Origin of the sequence: Kordia jejudonensis (genome assembly GCF_001005315.1) — a bacterium.
GTDB lineage: Bacteria > Bacteroidota > Bacteroidia > Flavobacteriales > Flavobacteriaceae > Kordia > Kordia jejudonensis.
In genome coordinates this window covers 71,313-95,337 of sequence record NZ_LBMG01000002.1, presented here as the reverse complement: position 1 = coordinate 95,337, position 24,025 = coordinate 71,313, and the positions used below count along the sequence as shown (strand labels likewise).

The 24,025-nt window shown below is 34.8% G+C and carries 22 protein-coding genes and 2 tRNA genes; 14 read left to right on the top strand and 10 right to left on the bottom strand.

Features of this window, described 5'->3' with window-relative positions; translation table 11 throughout:
• Window positions 1-301: 301 nt before the first annotated feature.
• Window positions 302-505: a hypothetical protein gene (locus AA089_RS01325; protein ID WP_046755101.1), complete on the top strand. Its 204-nt coding sequence runs from the start codon at window positions 302-304 to the stop codon at window positions 503-505.
• A gap of 73 nt (window positions 506-578) precedes the next feature.
• On the opposite strand, the gene sppA is transcribed toward AA089_RS01325, so the two are convergent.
• On the bottom strand, window positions 579-2,345 hold the full coding sequence (gene sppA / locus AA089_RS01320; RefSeq protein ID WP_046755203.1) for a signal peptide peptidase SppA: 1,767 nt from the start codon (window positions 2,343-2,345) through the stop codon (window positions 579-581).
• 264 nt (window positions 2,346-2,609) lie between these two features.
• Between sppA and folK the strand changes: the two genes are divergently transcribed.
• The gene (gene folK, locus AA089_RS01315) at window positions 2,610-3,737 is read left to right on the top strand and encodes a 2-amino-4-hydroxy-6-hydroxymethyldihydropteridine diphosphokinase (protein ID WP_046755100.1); all 1,128 of its coding nucleotides are present in this window, start codon (window positions 2,610-2,612) and stop codon (window positions 3,735-3,737) included.
• Between the two features lie 168 nt (window positions 3,738-3,905).
• Here folK and AA089_RS01310 read toward each other — a convergent pair whose 3' ends face one another.
• A complete protein-coding gene (locus tag AA089_RS01310) occupies window positions 3,906-4,436 on the bottom strand; it encodes an RNA methyltransferase (protein WP_046755099.1) in 531 nt (176 codons plus the stop codon).
• Between the two features lie 82 nt (window positions 4,437-4,518).
• Between AA089_RS01310 and mutS the strand changes: the two genes are divergently transcribed.
• The 7 genes from mutS to AA089_RS01275 all read left to right on the top strand — a co-directional run bounded on the left by mutS (window position 4,519) and on the right by AA089_RS01275 (window position 10,496).
• The gene (mutS, locus tag AA089_RS01305; protein WP_046755098.1) at window positions 4,519-7,128 is read left to right on the top strand and encodes a DNA mismatch repair protein MutS; all 2,610 of its coding nucleotides are present in this window, start codon (window positions 4,519-4,521) and stop codon (window positions 7,126-7,128) included.
• 122 nt (window positions 7,129-7,250) lie between these two features.
• Window positions 7,251-7,323 (top strand) — tRNA-Gly (locus tag AA089_RS01300).
• Between the two features lie 15 nt (window positions 7,324-7,338).
• Window positions 7,339-7,422: transfer RNA gene (locus tag AA089_RS01295), tRNA-Leu, on the top strand.
• Window positions 7,423-7,744: 322 nt separating this feature from the next.
• A complete protein-coding gene (locus tag AA089_RS01290; protein ID WP_046755097.1) occupies window positions 7,745-7,984 on the top strand; it encodes a hypothetical protein in 240 nt (79 codons plus the stop codon).
• 127 nt (window positions 7,985-8,111) lie between these two features.
• Complete coding sequence (locus AA089_RS01285) at window positions 8,112-9,851, top strand: tetratricopeptide repeat protein (RefSeq protein ID WP_046755096.1); 1,740 nt, start codon at window positions 8,112-8,114, stop codon at window positions 9,849-9,851.
• Between the two features lie 65 nt (window positions 9,852-9,916).
• Window positions 9,917-10,108: a hypothetical protein gene (locus AA089_RS01280; protein ID WP_046755095.1), complete on the top strand. Its 192-nt coding sequence runs from the start codon at window positions 9,917-9,919 to the stop codon at window positions 10,106-10,108.
• A gap of 124 nt (window positions 10,109-10,232) precedes the next feature.
• Window positions 10,233-10,496, top strand: coding sequence for a hypothetical protein (locus tag AA089_RS01275; RefSeq protein WP_046755094.1), 264 nt, complete (start codon window positions 10,233-10,235; stop codon window positions 10,494-10,496).
• Between the two features lie 775 nt (window positions 10,497-11,271).
• Here AA089_RS01275 and ppk2 (AA089_RS01270) read toward each other — a convergent pair.
• The 4 genes from ppk2 (AA089_RS01270) to AA089_RS01255 form a co-directional block, all read right to left on the bottom strand.
• On the bottom strand, window positions 11,272-12,060 hold the full coding sequence (gene ppk2 / locus AA089_RS01270) for a polyphosphate kinase 2 (RefSeq protein WP_046755093.1): 789 nt from the start codon (window positions 12,058-12,060) through the stop codon (window positions 11,272-11,274).
• A 3-nt stretch (window positions 12,061-12,063) separates the two neighbouring features.
• On the bottom strand, window positions 12,064-12,915 hold the full coding sequence (gene ppk2, locus AA089_RS01265; protein WP_046755092.1) for a polyphosphate kinase 2: 852 nt from the start codon (window positions 12,913-12,915) through the stop codon (window positions 12,064-12,066).
• A gap of 138 nt (window positions 12,916-13,053) precedes the next feature.
• A complete protein-coding gene (locus AA089_RS01260; RefSeq protein WP_046755091.1) occupies window positions 13,054-14,232 on the bottom strand; it encodes an acyl-CoA dehydrogenase family protein in 1,179 nt (392 codons plus the stop codon).
• Between the two features lie 104 nt (window positions 14,233-14,336).
• The gene (locus AA089_RS01255) at window positions 14,337-15,050 is read right to left on the bottom strand and encodes a tRNA1(Val) (adenine(37)-N6)-methyltransferase (RefSeq protein WP_046755090.1); all 714 of its coding nucleotides are present in this window, start codon (window positions 15,048-15,050) and stop codon (window positions 14,337-14,339) included.
• Window positions 15,051-15,130: 80 nt separating this feature from the next.
• On the opposite strand from AA089_RS01255, the gene AA089_RS01250 reads away from it, so the two are divergent.
• Entirely contained in the window at window positions 15,131-15,364 is a 234-nt protein-coding gene (locus tag AA089_RS01250) for a hypothetical protein (protein ID WP_046755089.1), read from the top strand.
• Window positions 15,365-15,514: 150 nt separating this feature from the next.
• Window positions 15,515-15,730, top strand: coding sequence for a hypothetical protein (locus AA089_RS01245; protein ID WP_046755088.1), 216 nt, complete (start codon window positions 15,515-15,517; stop codon window positions 15,728-15,730).
• Between the two features lie 76 nt (window positions 15,731-15,806).
• On the opposite strand, the gene AA089_RS01240 is transcribed toward AA089_RS01245, so the two are convergent.
• The 4 genes from AA089_RS01240 to AA089_RS01225 form a co-directional block, all read right to left on the bottom strand.
• A complete protein-coding gene (locus AA089_RS01240; protein ID WP_241479958.1) occupies window positions 15,807-16,316 on the bottom strand; it encodes a GTP cyclohydrolase II in 510 nt (169 codons plus the stop codon).
• Window positions 16,317-16,328: 12 nt separating this feature from the next.
• The gene (rimM, locus tag AA089_RS01235) at window positions 16,329-16,856 is read right to left on the bottom strand and encodes a ribosome maturation factor RimM (RefSeq protein WP_046755086.1); all 528 of its coding nucleotides are present in this window, start codon (window positions 16,854-16,856) and stop codon (window positions 16,329-16,331) included.
• 69 nt (window positions 16,857-16,925) lie between these two features.
• Entirely contained in the window at window positions 16,926-17,429 is a 504-nt protein-coding gene (locus AA089_RS01230) for a 30S ribosomal protein S16 (RefSeq protein WP_046755085.1), read from the bottom strand.
• A gap of 35 nt (window positions 17,430-17,464) precedes the next feature.
• Window positions 17,465-17,671 (bottom strand): hypothetical protein, encoded by a 207-nt coding sequence (locus AA089_RS01225; protein ID WP_046755084.1) that lies wholly within the window; start codon window positions 17,669-17,671, stop codon window positions 17,465-17,467.
• Window positions 17,672-17,742: 71 nt separating this feature from the next.
• Between AA089_RS01225 and dnaE the strand changes: the two genes are divergently transcribed.
• The 3 genes from dnaE to AA089_RS01210 are packed head-to-tail and all read left to right on the top strand — an operon-like array spanning window position 17,743 to window position 24,016.
• The gene (gene dnaE / locus AA089_RS01220; RefSeq protein ID WP_046755083.1) at window positions 17,743-22,125 is read left to right on the top strand and encodes a DNA polymerase III subunit alpha; all 4,383 of its coding nucleotides are present in this window, start codon (window positions 17,743-17,745) and stop codon (window positions 22,123-22,125) included.
• A gap of 5 nt (window positions 22,126-22,130) precedes the next feature.
• Complete coding sequence (locus AA089_RS01215; protein WP_046755082.1) at window positions 22,131-23,627, top strand: serine hydrolase domain-containing protein; 1,497 nt, start codon at window positions 22,131-22,133, stop codon at window positions 23,625-23,627.
• Window positions 23,624-24,016 carry an HAD family hydrolase gene (locus AA089_RS01210; RefSeq protein ID WP_053002154.1) on the top strand — a complete coding sequence of 131 codons (393 nt, stop codon included), beginning with the start codon at window positions 23,624-23,626 and terminating at the stop codon, window positions 24,014-24,016. Before AA089_RS01215 ends, AA089_RS01210 begins: the two co-directional genes overlap by 4 nt.
• Window positions 24,017-24,025: the final 9 nt, after the last annotated feature.

Genomic DNA, 24,025 nt, shown 5'->3' with positions numbered 1-24,025 from the left:
AGTAGAGGTTGTCTATATTTTTAGGCAACCTTTTTTTATTTGATAAAGCGTCTGTGAAGGATATTTCAGCAGGCAATTTTTTGTCCTACATCTTCCTTTCTTTTAATAATTCCATCAGTAAATTAACAAATAAATTCAGGTAGGCGTATTGTGTTTTTGGGGAAAGACTTTTTCAATGATACACATTGTCGTCATATATAAATCACGACTCGTTATTTATAAATAGTTGATTGTAAGTATTTTGTTTTGAGTTGAAACTGAATTAGATTCGTCTCAATATTAATCACAAAAAATTATTATTATGAAAAAGCAACATTTAAAAAGTTTATCATTAAACAAAAACAAAATCTCTAACTTGGTTGATAACGAAGTAAAAGGAGGATTAGTAAGCGACAATACTTTTTGTCCAGGAAGTGTAAGGTTTTGTAGCTTTGCTTGTACATTAGCGTGCGGTAATACTACTGGTCCAGCACCTTCTACGGTTCCAGCATGTTATGACAAATAGTAGAATTACTACATAACAAAAAGCCTTTCCATTGTACTGGAAAGGCTTTTTTAGTGATTAATAACTAACAAAATTATTTAATCTCTATGTCGTATGGTAATAATAATTGTGGTCCTTCCATCTGCGTCATTTTCTTCATCTTCTGTAACATCATGTAATGTTTGTCTCCCAATTCTTCTTTTAAGATAGCTTCTTTAGATTGAATAAATCCACCAGTATACTGATCTAAGATACTTTGGAAATCTTTTTCATACACAGGCAATTCTTTAATGCGGTATTCTTCAATTCCAGCTGTTTTTGCAGCTTCCAAGATAGCCATATCTAAACCTCCAATTTCATCAACCAATCCAATTTTTAAGGCATCGTTTCCTGTCCAAACACGTCCTTGTGCAATTTCATCTACTCCAGTTTGTGTCATATTTCTTCCATCTGCAACACGTTGTGTAAACAAGTCATAAATGTCTTCAATTCCTTCTTTTATCAAGGCACGTTGTTCGTCGGTCATTGGTTCAAAAACGCTGTAATCAACAGCATTTTTATTAGTGCCAACTTGTTCTGCGTTAATTCCTAAGTCATTAGCCAATTCGTGCATGTTTGGAACCGTTCCAAAAACACCAATACTTCCTGTAATGGTATTTGGTTCGGCAAAAATCTTATCGGCATTACACGCAATGTAATATCCGCCAGAAGCTGCCAAATCTCCCATAGAAACAATTACGGGTTTTGTTTTTTTCGTCACTTCAATTTCTCTCCAGATCAACTCACTTGCCAAAGCACTTCCTCCAGGCGAATTTACACGTAATACAATTGCTTTTACATTTTTATCTTCACGTACTTTCTTTAACGCTTTGTTAATAACACCTTGTCCAATAGTTGCTTCATCTCCTTCGCCATATATAATTTCTCCTTGTGCATAAATAACCGCGATACGATCACTAGCACTTGTCGATTTTGGTTTTTTACCAGCATATTCCGCATAGTCGTAAATATCAATACTATTTACATCACTATTTTGTCCCATCGCTTTTTGAATGCCCGCTTGAAATTCATCTTGATATCCAATTTTGTCTATTAATTTTGAACTCAACGCAAGTTCTGCAGTTCTTCCTGCTAGTTCGTCAGCTAAGGTGTTTAGTTGCTCTGGCGTTAGGTTTCTGCTTTCTCCTATTTCCTTTCGCATTTCGTCCCAAATAGAATTTAAGAATACAGAAATTTGTTCTCTATTCGCGTCACTCATTTCCTGACTTATATAACCTTCAACGGCACTTTTATATTTTCCGTGACGAATTACTTCCATTTTTACGCCATATTTTTCTTGAAACTCCTTGTAATACATGCGTTCCATTGCCAAACCTTTAAAATCTAAAGCGCCCACTGGATTTAAGTAAATTGTATCTGCAACTGAATTTAAGTAATAATCTTTTTGTGAAATGTAATCTCCGTACGCTACAATAAATTTTCCAGATTCTTTAAAATCTACCAACGCATCACGGATAGCTTTTGTTTGTGCCATTCCAGCAATAATACTGTTGTTTGAAATTGTAATTCCCTTAATCTTATCATCGTTCTTTGCATATGCAATAGCATCAATAATATTGAATAAACCATCATAATCAGGCTCATTTGGAAAAAATGTCAAGTCGCCATAATCAAACTTTCCTGCATAATCATTAATAGGTTTGTCAAGATTAAGTTCTAAGACGGAATTACTTTTTACGACAATCATGTCAGAGTCCGATCCTCCTGAAATAGAAATTAAAAGAATCAGCAAAAAGAAGCAAATTCCAAAGAAAATACCAACTCCGATAATTGTTGATAGTACACGTTTTAAAAAGTTCATAGCTTTTATATTTTGTAAATTTTTGTAAAAATATTGATTAATCGCATAATTATGAAGTAAGTGTGCATTTATCATAAAACGTTACACTTTTTGTGAAAATATTGTCAATTACATTTTTAAACCGAAAGCCAAGTAGATTTCATTCTATTTCAACAGCAGAAAAAAGATTGCTAATCCTACCTTTTTGACGATGCTATCCATATATTTTAATTATATTTGGCGGATCAATTTTTAGCACGCAAAACCTTATAATTTCATCCACATTTGTTACACACTACATATATATCTATAGGAAGTAATGTTGGCGATAGACGTGCACATTTGCAAAACGCTGTACAAAAGCTTTCTAAGGAAATTGGACGTGTTTTGAAGGTTTCACCTATTTATGAAACACCATCTTGGGGTTTTGAAGGGGACGATTTTTACAATGCTTGTTTGTGTGTAAGTACCGAAATGTCACCTGCGGAAGTGATGACAAAAATTTTGGAAATAGAAGCTTCATTAGGACGAATCAGAAATGACAAAAAAGGCTATCAAAATCGTACTATTGATATTGATATTATTTTCTATGAAGATGAAATTATAGATTCTACATTGGTAAAATTACCGCATCCGTTAGCGCACGAACGTAAATTTGTCATGCAGCCGTTGTGTGATATTGCACCGAGTAAAATTCACCCAACTTATAAAAAAACGGTTGCTCAATTGAATGAATTCATTTCATTCGATGGAATTGAGAAAAGTGAAGAAACACTACAAAATCCAGATGGGAAGAAAGATTTTTCACGGTTCAATTACATTGCCATAGAAGGAAATATCGGTGCGGGAAAAACCTCGTTAGCTACCAAAATTGCAGAAGATTTCAATGGAAAATTGATTTTAGAGCGTTTTGCAGACAATCCGTTTTTGCCAAAATTCTATGAAGACAACGGACGCTATGCGTTTCCACTAGAAATGTCGTTTTTGGCTGACAGATATCAACAAATTTCGGACGATTTATCGCAGTTAGATTTATTCAAAGATTTCATTGTGTCAGATTATGATATCTTCAAATCATTAATCTTTGCAAAAGTGACGCTACAGCGTGAAGAATACAAGTTGTATCGAAAGTTGTTTGATATTATGTACAAGGAAATTCCAAAGCCAGATTTGTACGTGTATCTCTATCAAAATACAGAACGTTTATTGCGAAACATAAAAAAGCGTGGGCGCGATTACGAGCAAAAAATTCCTTCGGAATACTTAGACAAAATCAACAATGGATATTTAGAATTCATCCGAACACACAAAGATTTAAACGTAAAAATCATTGATGTTTCTGATTTAGACTTTGTCGCTAATTCAAATGATTACCAGAAAATCATTTCGGAAATTCACAAGGTAGATATTTAGGTCGATATTTAGGTCGATATTTTGGTCGCTTTGCTTTTTGGTCGCTTCGCTTTTTGGCCTGTTCTCGCGAAGGCGGGAATCTCTTTTTGGTCGCTTCGCTTGGTTCTTATCTATCTGTCATTCCGCACTTGATGCGGAATCTGTTTAAAAGTCCAACAATCCAACAATCTAAAAACGTAGTTTCTCAAAAATATCCCAAATCACCACACCAGCACTTACGGAAATATTCAACGAATGTTTGGTGCCAAATTGCGGAATTTCTAACACATAATCACTAGCCGAAACCACTTCTTGTTGCACACCTTTGACTTCGTTTCCAAATACCAAAGCATAAGTATTTGATTTATCAGGAGCAAACTCATGCAACATCGTAGCATTTTCAGCTTGCTCAATAGCAGCTACTTTTACGCCGTTTTCTTGTAACTCGTTAACTAATTTTAGCGTATCTTCACGGTATTCCCAAGCAACCGAATCTGTAGCGCCTAACGCGGTTCTGCGGATATCTTTATGTGGCGGTTTTGCAGTAATTCCACACAAGTAAATTTTCTCAATCAAAAACGCATCACTGGTTCTAAAAACCGAACCAATATTATTTAAACTTCGAATATTGTCCAAAATAACAATCAAAGAAGTTTTTTGTGACGATTTAAATTCGTCAACGCTCAATCGGTTTAGTTCACTATTTTTAAGTTTTCTCATAGGTAATTCGTGAGATTTCCTTGAATTTATTAAATTCGCAATTCATCTATTGCTGCAAAAATAACACTAAAAAAACCAAACATTGGCAAAAACCACCGCGAAAAAAGTAACGCCTCTAATGAAGCAATACAATAGTATCAAAGGAAAATATCCTGATGCGTTGTTATTATTTAGAGTAGGCGATTTTTACGAAACTTTTGGACAAGATGCTGTCAAAGCAGCAAACATTTTAGGAATTGTACTCACGCATCGTAATAATGGTGGCGATAATGTAGAGCTTGCCGGATTTCCGCATCATTCGCTCAACACCTATTTGCCAAAACTCGTAAAAGCGGGCGAACGTGTGGCAATTTGCGATCAATTGGAAGATCCAAAACAAACTAAAAAGATCGTAAAACGTGGTGTAACCGAATTGGTAACGCCAGGAGTCGCGTTTAATGACGAAGTATTGCAGGCAAAAACGAATAACTTTTTGTGTGCCATCCATTATGGGAAAAAACTCTTAGGAATTTCCTTTTTAGATGTTTCTACAGGAGAATTTATGACAACGCAAGGCTCAGAAGAATATATTGACAAACTGTTGCAAAACTTCAAGCCGAGCGAAATTTTAATTCCGAAACAGAAAAAACGTGCCTTTTCGGATACATTTGGCACAAATCATCATGTATTTTATTTGGAAGATTGGGTGTTTAAAGCAGATTTTGCCACAGAAAAACTCATCACACATTTTGACACAAGTTCACTTAAAGGTTTTGGTGTAGAAGATTTAAGTGAAGGAATTATTGCTTCAGGAGCAGTGTTGCATTACTTGTCGGAAACACGTCATAACAAACTACAACACATTACATCCATTGCCCGAATTGCAGAAGATGCATACGTTTGGATGGATCGTTTTACAGTTAGAAACTTAGAATTATATGCTTCAACTTCGTTCAATGCCATCACATTATTAGATGTTATTGACAAGACAATTTCGCCAATGGGCGGACGCTTGTTAAAACGTTGGTTGGCATTACCGTTAAAAAATAGTCAACAGATAAAACAACGCCATGAAGTTGTAAGTTTTTTGTTGCATCAAGATGAAGAATTGGGAAAAATTCAGCATCATATCAAACAAATTAGTGACATCGAACGCTTAATTTCCAAAGTTGCCACGGGGAAAATCTCGCCAAGAGAAGTGATTCAATTGAAAAACTCGTTGGAAGCCATCATTCCTATCAAACAAATCACGAGCAAAAGTGCTAATGAAGCAATAAAAGTAATTGGAGATACGATTCATGAATGTGAGTTACTTCGATCTAAAATCAAGGAAACGCTCAATGAAGAAGCGCCTGTCAACATTTTAAAAGGAAATGCGATTGCAAGTGGTTATTCGGACAAATTGGATGAATTGCGCGGAATTGCCTTCTCTGGAAAAGATTATTTGGACAAAATGCTTGAACGCGAATGTGAAGCGACAGGAATTCCATCGTTGAAAATAGCGTCGAACAATGTCTTTGGTTATTACATAGAAGTTAGAAATACACACAAAGCAAAAGTGCCTGAAGCATGGACACGGAAGCAAACATTGGTCAATGCGGAGCGTTACATTACGGAAGAACTCAAAGAATACGAAACGAAGATTTTAGGTGCTGAAGAGAAAATTGCACAGATAGAACAGGAACTTTTTTCGGATTTGGTCGTTTGGATCAATCAGTACATAAAAGCAGTGCAACAAAACGCAAATATTATTGCGAAGTTAGATTGTTTGTGCGGATTTGCAACCTTGGCAAAAGAAAACAAGTATACATATCCTGAAATTGATGATTCGTTTGATTTAGAAATCAAAAATGGACGTCATCCTGTCATTGAAAAGCAATTGCCAATTGGCGAAAGTTACATTGCAAATGATGTGTATTTAGATAGAGATACACAACAAATTATCATGATTACAGGACCAAATATGAGTGGAAAATCTGCTATATTACGTCAAACAGCATTGATTGTACTTTTGGCGCAAATGGGAAGTTTTGTGCCTGCAGATTCCGCTAGAATTGGTTTGGTAGATAAAATTTTTACAAGAGTAGGTGCGAGCGATAATATTTCGATGGGCGAATCTACTTTTATGGTAGAAATGAACGAAACGGCTTCCATTTTGAATAATATTTCAGAACGTAGTTTGGTGCTGTTAGATGAAATTGGTCGTGGAACAAGTACATATGACGGAATTTCCATTGCGTGGGCAATTTCGGAATATTTACATGAACATCCGTCACGTGCAAAAACCTTATTTGCAACGCATTATCACGAATTGAATGAAATGACGGAGATTTTTGATCGCATCAAGAATTACAATGTTTCTGTAAAAGAATTAAAAGACAATGTGTTGTTTCTGCGTAAATTGGTAAAAGGTGGAAGCGAACATAGTTTTGGAATTCACGTAGCAAAAATGGCTGGAATGCCGCAACAAGTCATTCACAAAGCCAATAAAATATTGAAGCGTTTGGAAAAATCACATTCAAGTGAAGAATTGGCAGACGATTTAAAAAAGGTAGAAAATGACATGCAGTTGAGTTTTTTCAATATGGACGATCCGTTATTGGAAGAAATCAAACAAGAAATTTTAATGACAGACATTGATACATTGACACCTGTTGAGGCGTTAATGAAGCTCAACGAGATCAAACGTATGTTGGTGCGCCAAAAAAAGTGATTGATTTCTAGTGAATTAAAAAATAATTTATTCTTTTTCTTTAAAACGTTTTGGTATTTAAAGAAATGTGTTAAATTTGCATCCGCAATACAGTAGTAGTATTGCACGCTCTTTAACAAATTGCGAAAATAGCTCAGCTGGTAGAGCGCAACCTTGCCAAGGTTGAGGTCGCGGGTTCGAGCCCCGTTTTTCGCTCAATATAAAATCCACGCTCGAGTGGTGGAATTGGTAGACACGTTGGACTTAAAATCCAATGGCCTTTGGGCCGTGCGGGTTCAAGTCCCGCCTCGAGTACGAAAGCCCTTCTTAATCTTTTTTGATTTTGAAGGGTTTTTTTATGGAATACAGTTTTTAGAAACTTTAAATGCATTCTTTTTTTTCACTATTTACATTCACTAAAACGTATATTTTAATCAAATTCGTAGTGTTTATTCTTGTAAAATAAATGCTATTCATAATTTGAATGTGCTGCCTTTTTTTTCGATTCAAAATCTTGTTTTTCAGTATATTACCACTCATTTTTATTGCAAGTATTTAAATAAATACGACTTCTGTTTCTTTTCATTTCGTCCATTGTTAGTTAGGTTTGAATCAGTTTAATTTAAAATCAAATAGTATGAAAAAAAAGAACCTTAAAAGCTTAAAACTTAACAAAAGATCGATTTCTAACTTAGAAAAAAGAAATGCCGTAGGTGGACAAGCAGAGTCAATTAGTTTTGTTCCTTGTTGGTCAATAATTTCGTGTCCAACTGTAGGATGTACGCAAGAAGCTTGTGATATTTCTATTCCAATGACAGATTGTATTTCGTTACCAGTTATTTTTCACCCGTGTAGAGCAGATATACAAGAGGTATAATTTCAAGTAATAAGGTTGTCTGAAATGTGCGTTTCAGGCAACTTCCTTCTTAGTAAAGATTGCTGGTATCAAAAATTTCTAGTTATGATATCACAATTTTTATCAAAACATAGTATTTTTAATAATTATGAAAATACTATGTTTTATTCTTTTTTCTTCATTGTCCCTGTTTGTTGTAGATGCTCAGAATGAAATGAAGCAACCCAATGATTCCTTAAGAAATTTTTCGCTTGCGGCATTGAAAAACTTGGTAGAAACAAATCTGTATGAAAATCCTAAACGCGCAAAAACGTATGTATTGGCGTATTATTCCAAAGCTGTAGCAGAAAATGACAATGTACATATTTGTGAATCTGCGTATGCAACTGCACAGATTTACAGCGTTTTAGAGCAAAAAGATAGTGCGCATTATTATGTAGATATTGCCATTGAAAACGCAGAAGCAAATTCGCATTCAAAAGAATATATCAATAGTTTATACCTTAAAGGTTCTATTTTTTATGACTCGGATAAGTACGATGAAGCGAGCGATATGTATGCAAAAGTGTACGAATTGGCGAAAGAAGGAAATGATATTGCAAAACTTGCTGAAATTCGTCATAGTATTGCATTGATTAAGAATCAAGTTGGGCAACCCAAACAAGCGGCAAGTTTGGCAAAGAAAAATCTTCAATTGTACCAAAATGCAGTGTTGCCTATTGAAAAATACCCTATGGATTACTTAAATACACTTATAAATTTGAGTAATACGTATACAAATTTAGCAACTCAATTTCCAAAGTATAAAGTGCAATATTTAGATTCTGCACAGTCTTACAATACGAAAGGTTTGGAGAATAGTTTGGTGTTAAATGATATGGAAGGAAATTCTATTTTTCTGACCTTACAGGCAATTATACAGCAAACAAAGGGAAATTATGATGCGGCTGCGGCAGATTTTATAAAGGTAGAAAAGCAAATTAATACATTGGGTTTTCAAAATCAACTGACCGTTTTATATCTGTATATGGGGAAAAACTTTTTTCTTCAAAATGAGTATGATACTGCAATTCGTTATTTGGAAAAAGTGATTGAACTTGTCAATGAAAAAGATGTGAATTCGCCTTCAATTCAGGAAACCTACATTTTATTGGCTAAATCTTATGAACAGCAAAATAATACTGAAAAAGCATTAGAATATTTCAAATTATACGAAGAGAAAGATGCAGTAAATGATATTTTGAAACATAAAGTTTCTGAGAAAATCTACAAAGAATATGATGTTTCCTCATTTAAAACTAAAATTGAAAAGTTACGAAACGAATCGCAACAACAAGAAAAAAAGTCAAGAACACTAACTTATATTTCTCTAGGATTGGCAATCATTTCTATTTTCGGATTTTACTATTACAAGCGAAGAGAACGCGTGAATAAGGATCGATTTGATGCAGTTTTACAGGAATTAAAAGCAAAAGAAACCACACAAGATACTTCGCAACAGCAATTGCAAAATTATGTAATTACAGATGAAAATATTCAAAAGATTTTGAAAGGACTTGAGCGATTTGAAGCTAAAAAAATGTTTCTTCAAAAAAAATGCTCACTGAATTATGTAGCTAAAAAAATTAACACGAATAGTACATATTTATCTAAAACATTACAATCGCATAAACAGAAAAAATTCGTTCAGTATATTACTGATTTACGGTTGGATTACGTTTTAGTGCAATTAAAAAATGATTCAAAATTTCGCACATATGATATTAAATCAATAGCTTCGGAGCTTGGTTTTCGTACCTCTGAATCGTTTTCTAAAGCATTCAAAAAAAGAACAGGAATTTATCCATCTTATTACATTAAAAATCTCAATAAAATCACAAATGAGTAACAGTTTAGCTGATTCTAAATGTAATCATGCTAGTATAAAAAAATAATCCTTAAAACTATAACACGATGAAAAAACACAGAAAACTAAATCTAAAAAAATTAAGCATTGCAGTATTAGTGAATCCTTACAACATTAACGGTGGTGAGTTAAATAATGCAGATCTTGTGTCGGTGGAAAGATGCAATCCTACTGTAAAAACAAGAACTAAAATCATTACAGAATGTGGTGTAGAGTCTATTGACGGAATGGTTTGCTAACTAATTTTTAAGTTTATTTTCGTTAAAAAAGGGAAAAAGACCTATTGATTCTAGTGATTTCCCTTCTTTTTGGATATGTCATCATTCCTAGATTTGCTCCATTGAAACATTAAATATAGGAATCATGAAAAAAAAGAATTTGAAAAGCTTACGCTTAAACAAAAAATTAGTGTCTAACCTTTCAGACGAAGTAACTGGAGGAGCAGCCAGTGGAAACATGCTTTGTGTTACGAATGGTTGTCCAACAAACACGTTAATTGCAGCATGTTCTAATCACATGTGCGATTCTCGTTTAGGAGGTTGTCCTTCGTATTACTATTGTGCGCCAGCGCAACAAGCACCAATGGAGCCATCTGGTTTTGATGCTAGAGTTGATACTCCGCTATAATTCTAATGGATTACACGAAATGAATTATTAAAAGCGAGCCGCTAGGTTCGCTTTTTTTATTTCTGTAATTACGGTTTTACCGTACTTAGTTATTACAAATAGTAAGTAAATTGACTAAATTTTAAGCAAAATATAGGATACTGTTCGTGAAATATAGTTTTCTAAATAGTGTAACTATTTGTTTTTTAATGAATTATAATTTTAAACCACACAAACTTATTATAATTACGGTAAAACCGTAACACAAGTAGTGTTTATTGTTATTGAGAGTTTTTCATATGTCTTAATTTAGCAACAAACATATTGAGGTTTAGGGGAATCTCATTATAATAGTATTATTCTATTAGATAAAAGGGAGATCATTCTTGTGATTACTCCCTTTTTTTTTTAGTGTTGCTGAGGAAACTTAGAGAAATATAAAAGTTAGTTATGTATTAAATTGAGAAATTAGGGGGTCTCATTTAGTAATTAAAATAACTTCCTTAAACCTAAAAAGGGATTTCCCAAACTTTTAAAGTCTTGAAAATCCACCTAAAAATTTTTTACGCAAAAATCATACAGTTTTATTTAGATTAAATTTAAATAATTATATTTGTACTCGAAATGTAAACAGTCGTTTTATGTCTTTGTTAATTGATATTGAAAAAATTCAAAAGAAGCCAAAAAAACATGCTATTAAGCCTGTAAAGAATTGTAAAAGCAAATGCTGTAAAAAATATAAAAAGGGCAAACGCTGTAAACGCTGCCCTTTGTTCGATTTGTTAAAAAATGCAAGTTAGTTATTCAGCTTTTTCCCTGTATACGGAATGCGTCTTAAAATATGTGCAATAGCTTCTATCCGAGCTTTTGATTTCTTGTTAGCTTTTACAATAATCCACGGAGCAATCTTTGTATCCGTTTTTTGAAACATCTTCTTTTTATAACTGGTATATTGATCCCACAACTCTAAAGCTCTTCGATCTACATTGCTAAATTTCCACTTTTTCACAATACTCGTTTTTATATCTTCAAAACGTTTCGCTTGCTCATCTTTAGAAATCGAAAAGTAAAATTTGATTAGTATAATACCTGATTCAGTAATCATACGTTCAAAATCATTTACTTGATTCATAAATATTTCATACGCTTCTTTAGTGCAAAAATCATTTACAGGCTCCACAATAGCTCTGTTGTACCAGCTTCTGTCAAAAAAGACGATCTTTCCTTCTTTTGGTAATTGATTAATGTAGCGTTGAAAATACCATTGACCAGTTTCTTCCTCAGTCGGTTTTGGAAGCGCAACAACTCTAAATTCTCTTGGATTTAAATGTTCTGTAATTCTTCTGATAGCACCACCTTTTCCAGCCGCATCTCTTCCTTCAAAAAGAATAAGTACCTTTTTATTATTTTCAACAACCCAGTTTTGGAGTTTTATGAGCTCTTCTTGTAATTTTACTAATTGTTCTTCGTATGCAAGTGTTCGTAAAACTTTGGAAATGGAAGGATTGTCTTCTTTTAAGAATATTTTCAAACCTTTTTTAGAGTTTAATTTTTTTAACTCTCTATCTGTTAGTTTTGTTCCCATAAATTAATCGATTTGTTTTGCAGTTCGATGATAGCGTTGTACAATATTTGGATCTGGAATGATAAGTTGCTTGGCGTTGTTGTCAGTTTCTTTGTAATTGAATTTAGAAAGTACATAGCGCATACTTTCTAATCGAGCCTGTTTCTTATTGTTGGTTTTTATAATGATCCATGGACTAATTGTCGTGTGCGTTTTGCTAAACATTTTTTCTTTGTAAAAAGTATAATCGTCCCAACGATTTTGTCCTTCCTGATCTACAGGACTAAATTTCCATCTTTTCAATGGGCTATTGAGTCTTGAAATGAATCGTTTTTCCTGTTCTTCTTTTGCGATAGAAAACCAAAATTTGATAAGAATTACACCGTCTTCATACAACATGTGTTCAAATTCCGTGACTTGTACCATAAATTTTTGATATTCTCTTTCGGTACAGAAGCCCATTACAGGTTCTACAACAGCTCGGTTGTACCAACTTCTGTCAAAGAAGACTATTTCGCCAGGATTAGGAAGTTCTTTTATATAGCGTCTAAAATACCATTGTCCACGTTCAATATTGGTAGGTTTTGTTAGCGCTACAACTCGCATTGAGCGTGGATTTAAATGTTCTACAAAACGACGAATAGAACCGCCTTTTCCAGCGGCATCTCTTCCTTCAAAGATGATGCATACGCGTTTGCCATGATCAGCAACCCAACGTTGTAAATCTACCAATTCGCCTTGAAGTTGAAGCAACTCTTTTTCATAACGAATAGAGTTCAATATTTCCTGCACTTTTGTATCACTTTCCTTCGTTTTAAAAAGCTGCATAAACGCTTGCTTATTTTTAAAATTTTGAAAATCTTCTGATGTCAACATAGTTCCTTTTTAGTACTACTAATATTATATTTTTTTAACAAAAGAAATATGATAAATGTCAGTAAGCAACGGTAAAAAATGCGCACAAAAAAAGGAGCGATCATCGCTCCTTTTGTCTATATATGTATATTGTTTATTTTATTTAAAAGCATTCAATCCAGTAACATCTAAACCTGTGATCAATAAGTGAATGTCGTGTGTTCCTTCATAAGTCACAACACTTTCTAAATTCATCATATGTCTCATAATTGAATATTCGCCACTAATTCCCATTCCGCCTAACATTTGGCGTGCTTCACGAGCAATTTTTAATGCCATTTCAACATTATTACGCTTTGCCATAGAAATTTGCGCAGAAGTTGCCGTACCATTTTCACGCATTACGCCCAAACGCCAAGCTAATAATTGAGCTTTGGTAATTTCAGTAATCATTTCAGCTAACTTCTTTTGTTGCAATTGAAACTGACCAATAGGTTTTCCAAATTGAATACGTTCTTTGCTGTAGCGTAACGCAGTATCGTAGCAATCCATCGCTGCGCCAATTGCTCCCCAAGCAATACCAAAACGTGCAGAATCTAAACAACCAAGTGGTGCACCTAAACCAGATTTGTTTGGTAATAAATTTTCTTTAGGAACTTTTACATTATCAAAAATTAACTCTCCTGTAGCAGAAGCTCTCAATGACCATTTATTGTGCGTTTCAGGTGTAGTAAACCCTTCCATACCGCGCTCCACAATTAATCCGTGAATTCTTCCTTCTTCATTTTTTGCCCAAACTACTGCAACTTGACAAAACGGAGAGTTTGAAATCCACATTTTAGCACCATTTAATAAATAATGGTCGCCCATATCTTTAAAATTCGTGGTCATGCCACCAGGATTACTTCCATGATCAGGTTCTGTCAACCCAAAAGATCCCATCCATTCTCCAGAAGCTAACTTCGGCAAGTATTTTTGACGCTGTTCTTCATTTCCATACTTCCAAATAGGATACATCACCAATGATGATTGTACAGACGCGGTAGAACGAACTCCAGAATCGCCACGCTCAATCTCTTGCATAATCAATCCGTAACTAATTTGATCTAATCCTGCGCCACCATATTCTTCTGGAATATATGGACCGAAAGCACCAATATTTGCCAGTCCATCAATAATTTGCTCTGGAAACTCAGCACGCTGTGCATAATCTTCTATAATAGGCGAAACGTCTCTTTTTACCCACTCGCGGGCAGCGTCTCTAACTAATTTATGTTCATCTGTCAATAGCTCGTCTAAGTTGTAATAATCAGGAGCTTGGAATAAATCTGGTTTCATGGACTGTATGTTTATAGCATTTTTTTATACTCAAATGTACGCAATGTTTGTAAATCGCATTCACAAAAGTAATTAATGAAATCTCACAAAACAAAGACAAATTGTTATAATTTTAAATAAAAATCTTTCGTTAGTGAAATATAAGCATCTGTATATTGATGTCTCTCTGTTTCTATAATTAATTCCTCAGTAACGATTTCCGTTTTTTGAAAAGAAAAGGATAGCAAACTACGTTTAAAATCGGCTTTAGGATTTCCCCTTACATTGCATATTTTGTGAGGAAACAATCCATTGGCTTCCGCCAGATTGATAAAATGTTCCTGTTCTTTACATGGAATAATAGTAGAAAATATGCCTGTCGGTTCTAGTAATTTTGAAACACCTTTCAAAAGTTCGTCAAAAGGCAACGCATCTGTAAAACGTGCTGTATCGCGCTGTGTATTCTCCGTTTTATAATTCTCTGTGTAAAATGGCGGATTGGACACAATTAAATCATACGTATCTTCAATTTCTGCAACAAATTCATCCAAACTCGCATGATAGCAAAACAATCGATCGCTCCAAGGAGAATTTTCAAAATTATCCACGGCTTGTTCGTATGCATTATAATCAATTTCGATAGCATCAATGACTTCTGCGTGACAACGTTGTGCCAGTTGAAGCGCTATCAAACCAGTTCCTGCGCCAATATCTAACACAGCAAACGGATTGTGTTCTACAGAAGTCCAAGCGCCAAGTAAAACGCCGTCAGTTCCAACTTTCATGGCAGTTTTGTCTTGCTGAATAGTAAATTCTTTAAATCGAAAAGGTTTGTTCATATGTTAAAAAAATAAAACGAGGGTAACAGAATTACAAAAGTAGTAACTAAAAAGTGTATTAATCTAAAAAACTTTATACAATGAAAAAACAGGCAAAAAAGTTAATGATCTCTAAAAAAACGATTTCCACGTTAAATGGGAGAAGAATCAGAGGTGGGGCTGCACCAAATAATGGTGGAGAACCTTATGGTCCAGAACCTGCAAAGCCACAAACGTTCCTTCGTGAAGGTTGTGGAACTTCTATAAACTATTCGGCATGTATATGTTATCCAAATTCATATTTTGATGACTCATGCGGATCTTGTCAATATTAGAAAGTAAATGATAATACAAAGAAAAAGCGAGGAATTTCCTCGCTTTTTTAGTTGTATATAAATGAAGTTTTTTGTGTTTGTCTCTATAATTTGGGTAACAGACAGCAAAAGCATGAACTGAAAAGTATATAAATCAAAAAAAATTAAATAATGAAAAAACAGATCAAAAAGTTAACGTTAGTCAAAGAAAGAATTTCAACATTAGATGCTGCAAATGCTCTTGGAGGAGCGGCGCCAAATAATGGGAATGACGCTCCAGTTGGACCAGACAAAGGACCTGTGACATTTTTACATGAAGGTTGTGGACTTTCCGTACATCGTCCAATGTGCGAAGCGCAAGCAAGTGGAGGAAATGCAGGTTGGTAATTAAAAGCCTTTAAATTTTAAATAGTATATCAAAAACGAGGAAATTCCTCGTTTTTGTATTTTGGAGTAAATCGTATTAAAGTTTTAGGTCTCTTGTTTGCGAAATGTGAATTCCGTGTTGCGAAAGTACGTTTACTTTCTTTTGATTATTGGTCAACAGCGTAATTGATTTTACGTTTAACGCTTTCAAAATTTTGGCTGCAGCCGAAAAATCTCTAGCATCTTTTTGAAAACCTACCGCTTCATACGCTTCTGCTTGTGGCATTCCTGCTCTTTTAAAAGGAATACTTTTTAGCAAAGCATAATGTCCATTTCCTTTTCCTTCTTGTTCAAGCCAAATAATAATTCCGCGCCCTTCTTGCTGAATCAATTGTTGTGCAATTGCCATTTCTTCTCGACATTCACATTCAATACTATTAAAAATATGAGCATGAATGCATGACGAATGTACTCTACATAAAATAGCATCATGTTCCGAAATATTACCCATGTAAAAAGCAATAGCTTCTTTCTGTCCATCATAAAACAAAACTTCGTGAAAAGTTCCGTATTTGGTTTTCAAATCGACTTCCGCCATTTTTATCATCACAATACTTTTTTATTCCAAATACAAATCTATCAAACCTTCAGGCGCTTCAATATGAATGGTTTTGTTTTCACGATCTACTTTCTTAATAATATCATCATTCACAGGAACTAAAATTTCAATCGATTCATGTGCAATCTCAAATAGCGGTTGCGACGTATTATCATTCACACCTATAATCTTACCAACGGTGCCAAAAGACGCGTCTTCCACTGTAAAACCGATGATTTCATGGTAATAAAACTTATTTCCTTCCAACTTGGGCAAAAACTCCAATGGTAAATACAATTCACATTTCAGTAACTGATCGGCATCTTCTTCCGTATCAATATCTTCAAACTTCAATCGTAACAAATCTGACTTATGTAACGACGATTTCTCAATAAAAAAAGGTAAAAAATCACGTCCAAGCTGTATAAAAACAGCATCCAAGTCATCATACAAATCAGGTTGATCTGTATCGAGTTTTGCAAGCAATTCGCCTTTAAAACTATACTTCTTAACAATTTTTCCTAAATAAAAACAATCTTCAATTCGCATATCTATATCATAAAAAAAGCCTAGCAAATTTAGTATTTACTAGGCTAAAATTATATGTAAGTCTATAATTTATTCTTCTTCACCAGAAGCAGTTTCTCCAGCATCTTCCGCTGCATCTTCTACTACAGGAGCATTTGCGGCAATACGAGCTTCGTTTACAGCTTTCTCTGCTTCAAAAGCTTTTGCTTTTGCATCAGCTTCAGCTTGTGCTAACGACTCAACTTTACCTTGTACTTTTCCTTCTTTAGCTTCAATCCAAGCAGTAAACTTTTCATCAACTTGCTCTTCAGTCAAAGCACCTTTACGAACTCCACCAAGTAAGTGATTCTTGTACATAGCACCTTTATAAGAAAGGATCGCTCGTGCAGTATCAGTTGGTTGAGCACCGTTTTGTAACCATGTTACAGCACCATCAACATTCAATTCAATGGTTGCAGGGTTAGTGTTTGGATTGTAAATACCTAATTTCTCTAAATATCTACCATCTCTTTTTGCACGCGCATCAGCGGCAACAATCCAGTAAAAAGGTTTTCCTTTTTTACCGTGTCTCTGTAATCTAATTTTAACAGGCATAAAAAATTAATTTGTGAGGTTCTCGACCTCTATTATTAATGAGCTTGCAAAAATACTATATTTTCTGAAACACAACCACTTAAAATCATTTTTTTTGGTATTTCCCCACGAAAAAGTGCGGTCGTGTCTTCGCTAGTCGCTTTTCTAGCCATAAAATAGTTAATAACTTTACAAATCCGAGTTCCTTTTTTATGGCTAAAAAGAGCTCCAACATGCCGCTCAACCACTAATACGGTGTTCATAACTTCATAGCAAAGTGAAGAAATAAATTTGTAATTTTATCGCTTGAATCTCCGCCACACAAAAGCAACATATGTACTTAATATTTGATACCGAAACAACAGGATTACCAAAACGATGGGACGCACCAATTTCAGACACCGACAATTGGCCACGATGTATACAAATTGCCTGGCAATTGCATGACGAATTGGGAAACCTTATCGAACATCAAGATTATTTGGTACAACCAGACGGATTCAACATTCCGTATGATGCGGAAAAAATTCACGGAATTTCTACTGAACTCGCAGCAGAACAAGGAATTTCACTGGAAGAAGTATTGGCGAAATTCAACATTGCACTGTCCAAAACAAAATTTATAGTCGGACAAAATGTGGGCTTTGATGTCAACATCATGGGCGCAGAATTCTATCGCGGAAATGTTGCAAACAAACTGCAAGAACTTCCCGTATTAGATACGTGTACAGAAGCAACTGCTAGTTTGTGTCAATTGCCAGGAGGACGTTTTGGAAAATTTAAACTTCCAACACTTACGGAATTACACCAATACCTATTCGGAGTAGGTTTTGGCGAAGCGCACAACGCTACCGCCGATGTAGAAGCAACGACACGTTGTTTCTTAGAACTCATTCGAAGAAAAGAATATACGGTGGAGCAATTAGATGTTGCACCAGATTACTTTGAACGTTTCTCAGAAAACAATCCGCAACCGATCGAAATGATCGGATTGAAGCATATCAATCTTAAAAAAGCTTCTGAGAAAATTCGGAAACGTTTGGCAAAAGAACAAGGCGATGGCGGAATTTCCAAAGAAGAAATTGCAGAAAACCTTGAAGCTTTACAAAATGCCGAATTTGTACATTTACACAACCATTCGCAATTCTCGGTATTGCAATCAACAGCAAGCATTCCCGATTTAGTAAAAGCGGCAGCAAAATACAACATGCAAGCAGTTTCCATTACCGATCATGCCAACATGATGGGTGCGTTTCATTTTGTAAAGCAAGTCAATACACATAATAAAGCCGTAAAGGCAAAAATTGAGGAAGCATCCGCAAAAGGAGAAACTACAGATGCAAAACTGCTAAAACCTATTATTGGCTGCGAATTTTTCGTTTGTGAAGATCATTTAGATAAAACCCGAAAAGACAACGGATATCAAATTGTGCTTTTAGCCAAAAACAAAAAAGGCTATCACAACTTGGCAAAAATGTCTTCCATAGCGTACACAAAAGGTTTTTATTACGTGCCACGAATTGACAAAAAGGTCATAGAACAATACAAAGATGATATCATGGTACTTACAGGAAATCTCTACGGAGAAGTTCCAAACAAAGTACTAAACATGGGAGAATCGCAAGCCGAAGAAGCACTACTTTGGTGGAAAGATACCTTTCAAGATGATTTGTATGTGGAAATCATGCGCCATAATCAAGAAGATGAAAATCGTGTCAATGAAGTCATAGTCAAATTGGCAAAAAAGCACGATGTCAAACTCGTTGCAACAAATAACACTTACTACATTGCACAAGAAGATGCTACTGCGCACGATGTTTTATTATGTGTAAAAGATGGCGAAAAACAAGCAACACCAATTGGTCGCGGTCGTGGATATCGGTATGGATTGCCAAATCAGGAATACTATTTCAAGTCGCCAAACGAAATGAAAACCTTGTTCAAAGATTTGCCAGATGCCATTCTTTCCATACAAGAAATCATTGACAAAGTTGAACCATTTGAATTGGCACGTGATGTCCTATTACCCGCGTTTGATATTCCTGAAGAATTTCAGTTTGAAGAAGACAAGCACGATGGAGGAAAGCGTGGAGAAAACAAATACTTACGTCACTTAACATACGAAGGTGCCAAAAAACGTTATGGAGAAATTACACCAGAAATTGAAGAACGACTCGATTTTGAGTTGGGAACCATTGAAAAGACAGGATATCCAGGATATTTCTTAATTGTAGAAGATTTTATTCGCGAAGCACGAAATATGGACGTTTCGGTTGGTCCAGGTCGTGGATCGGCGGCAGGTTCGGTAGTTGCATACTGTTTATGGATTACAAATATTGATCCTATAAAGTACGACTTACTTTTTGAGCGTTTCTTAAATCCTGATCGTGTATCGATGCCCGATATTGATATTGATTTTGATGATGAAGGGCGAAGTCGTGTGATGGATTATGTAATTGATAAATATGGCGAAAATCAAGTTGCGCAAATCATCACATACGGAACTATGGCAGCAAAATCATCTATTCGTGATACTGCACGTGTGTTAGATTTGCCATTAAGTGAAGCGGACAGAATCGCCAAACTGATTCCAAACACAAAACTGGCAAAGATTTTTGGAAAATCAGAAGCAGAACTCAAACAAAAATTCCGTTCAGAAGAAGTATTGCTCATCAATGAGTTGGTCAATATTTCTGAAGAAGAAGGATTAGCAGCCGAAACCGTCAACATGGCACGTGTGTTAGAAGGTTCGGTGCGTAATACAGGAATTCACGCATGTGGAGTTATCATTACACCTGATGATATTACAAAATTCGTTCCTGTTGCATTGGCGAAAGATTCAGAAATGTATTGTACACAATTTGACAACTCAGTTGTGGAAGATGCAGGTCTGCTAAAAATGGATTTCTTAGGACTAAAAACCCTAACCTTAATAAAAGATACCGTAAAACTTGTAAAATACAAGCACGGAATTGACATTGATATCGATAACATTTCGTTAGAAGACGAAAAAACATATGAACTATTCCAGCGAGGAGAAACGGTAGGAGTGTTTCAGTACGAATCGCCTGGAATGCAAAAACACATGAAATCGCTCAAACCAACAACGTTTGCCGATCTCATTGCAATGAACGCCTTGTATCGTCCAGGTCCAATGGAATACATTCCAAGTTTCATTCGCAGAAAACATGGAGAAGAAGATATTGAGTACGATTTAGATGCCTGTGAAGAATATTTAGAAGAAACGTACGGAATTACAGTTTATCAGGAGCAAGTAATGTTGCTGTCGCAGAAATTAGCAGATTTTACCAAAGGTGAAGCCGATGTTTTGCGTAAAGCGATGGGTAAAAAACAGAAAGCTGTACTTGATAAGATGAAGCCTAAATTCATCAAGCAAGCTTCTGAAAAAGGACATGCCGAGGACAAACTCGAAAAAATTTGGAAAGACTGGGAAGCATTTGCAGCCTACGCATTTAACAAATCGCACTCTACATGTTACGCTTGGATTGCCTATCAAACAGCTTATTTAAAAGCGCATTATCCTGCGGAATATATGGCGGCAGTACTTTCTAACAATATGAACGATATCAAAACGGTAACATTCTTTATGGAAGAATGCAAACGTATGAAACTGGACGTTTTAGGTCCAGATGTAAACGAATCGTTCTACAAATTTACGGTAAACGATCAAGGTGCCGTTCGTTTTGGAATGGGTGCCATAAAAGGTGTCGGACATGGCGCTGTGAAAACAATTGTAAAAGAACGTTCGGAAGGAAAATATAAGTCTGTGTTCGATTTGGCAAAACGTATAGATCTTCGCGCAGCAAACAAGAAAGCATTTGAAAATTTAGCGCTCGCGGGCGGATTTGATTCGTTTGGAAATACACACAGAGCACAATATTTTCACACCGAAAATGACAACATTACATTCTTAGAAAAAGCTGTAAAATACGGAGCAAAATTTCAAGAAAATCAAAATTCAGCTCAAGTAAGTTTGTTTGGAGAAGCAAGCGAAGTACAAATAGAAGAACCAAAAGTGCCACCATGTGAAGAATGGGGAACTATGGAAAAATTGGCACGCGAAAAAGAAGTTGTCGGGATTTATATTTCTGGGCATCCGCTAGATGATTTTAAAGCGGAAATGAAATTTTTCTGTAAAGGCGACTTATCGTATTTCTCCCAAATGGAAAACTATGTCAATCGTGAAATTCCCTTTGCGGGCGTTGTAACAGATGTGCAACATAGAGTTTCTAAAAATGGAAAAGGTTGGGCGTTATTTACCGTTGAAGATTATACAGAATCGTATGAATTCAGGATTTTCGGAGAAGATTATTTAAAATTTAGACACTTTTTTGTGCCAAATTCATTCGTATTCATAAAAGCATTCATAAAAGAAGGTTGGGTCAATAAAGATACGGGAAAACGTGGCGATCCTAGAATTCAATTCAATTCGATGCAATTATTACAAGACGTGATGGACGCTACTGCGCGAAAATTAACGATTCAGTTGGATGTGAATAAGTTAGAAGAGCAAAAGCTAGATTTTATCTATGAAATTTTAGAAACACACAAAGGCGATAAATCATTGCATTTTACTTTATATGAAGCGAAAGAAAAGATAAAACTACAAGCGCCAAGCAAGAAGAAAAAAGTACATATTACACAAGAATTACTAGATGCGCTAGAAGCTGAAGATGTAAAATATCGGATTAATTAGAGTTTATGAAGAAATACTGGAAAACGATTTTAGGATTAAAACTGGTTATTTTGATTTTAATGGTTTTTGGCTGTTCAGAATTAGAAACTCATACACATCGAAACGTAGAAAAATTTACTTCTGAAATTCAGGAATTAAAAGACTATTTCCAAATTCCTGGATTAGCAGTTTCCATTGAAAAAGAAGGAGAAATCATCTATCAAAACTACTTGGGTTTTTCGGATGTAGCTAACCAAACTAAATTAGATTCTACAGTGTTATTTCCAATTGCGTCGATAACAAAGGTGTTTTCAGGAGTTTTGATTATGAAACTTGTAGCGCAAGAAAAACTTTCATTAGACGCGCCCATTAATACATATTTGTCAGAACCTATCTTTGAAGATTCCGTTCTTGTAAAACATGTACTATCTCACACTTCACAAGGAAAAGTAGGGAAGGAGTTTTATTATAGTTCAAGATTTGGACTGTTAACTCAAGTAATTGAACACGTTTCTGGAAAGTCATTTGTTGAAGTAATGGATGAAGAAATTATATCGCCACTAAAACTCAAAAACACTTTTTTACTTAAAGATTCAGCACAGTTATCGCAAGAAAAACGAATAGTAGCAAAACCTTATATGTTGAACAATGGTATTGAAAATGGTTTTATAGATTTTGGATATTCTACTTCAGCAGGCATTGTTTCAAATCTCAATGATTTAGCAATTTTCAATACCGCTTTGGATCAAAACGTGCTAATATCACAGGAGTCAAAAGAAAAGATGTTTTCATCATTTAATGGCAATTTACCGTATGGATATGGCATTTTTAACCAACAATTTGAGAATATAGATATTGTTTGGGCGTATGGTCAATATGATTGTTATTCGAGTCTTTTATTAAAAATACCTGCTGAAAATATCACTTTAACAGTACTTGCCAACACGAATCTTTTAAGTGATCCTGCTCGATTAATTTACGGAGATGCGAGTTCTTCGCTCTTTGTGATGAGTTTTTTAAAGAATTACATATTTGAACTTGATGAAATGGAGTTGTTTGAAAATCCAGATGAAATATCAAAAAATGATTTTTCGAATCAAGAATTTTATAGAAAAAAAATACTAGCAGAAGCGCTGGCTGAATCCTATATGGCGAGATTTCAACCTAAAAAATTACAATCAAGTGCCAAATTACTAAAGAAAGTTTTTTCGCAGTATCCAGATTATGTAGCTTATGCAGATTTAAATTTACTTCACAACCTTATATTCTTAAAAGATGTAGCCTTTTATATGGAACTTGGCGAATTCAATGAATTTGATGCTCAAATAGTTCAAATAGGAGAAAAATTACTAAGCGAAACACCTGAAAACCCTTATTTACATTCATACATGGGCACATATTATGATAGAAAAGGAGATCAGGTAAAAGCTAGATATCATTTTGAAAGTATTGTAAATGCTAAGAATTTTTCAAAAAATTGGTATACCCAAGAAGCAGAAGATTGGTTAAAGAACTCGCAATGAAAAAAGAAAACCTTCTCGTTTTTGACATTGATGGAACCTTGCTCGATAGCGAAAATATACATCAAACAGGTTCGTTGTTAAAACCAGTACTTTTTAAGTTGAATGCCGCAAATATTCGTTTTGAGGAAGAATTGTTAGTCACATCCACACACTATTTTACACGTGAAGAAATTGTACATGCTTCCATCGTAAAAGCAAAAAACTATTTCAATGTAAATCATTTCAAACGTGTTATTTCCTTAGGAGATGGCGTTTGGGATGTAAAAACGGCAAACAATTTGGGGCTCGAATTTATAGGAATTGGTAAAGATAATCGAGAAAAACTCGCTGCAAAAGGTGCAAAAATACATTTCACACATTTTAAAGAATTTGAGTTAAAATTATTGTGAATCAAACAG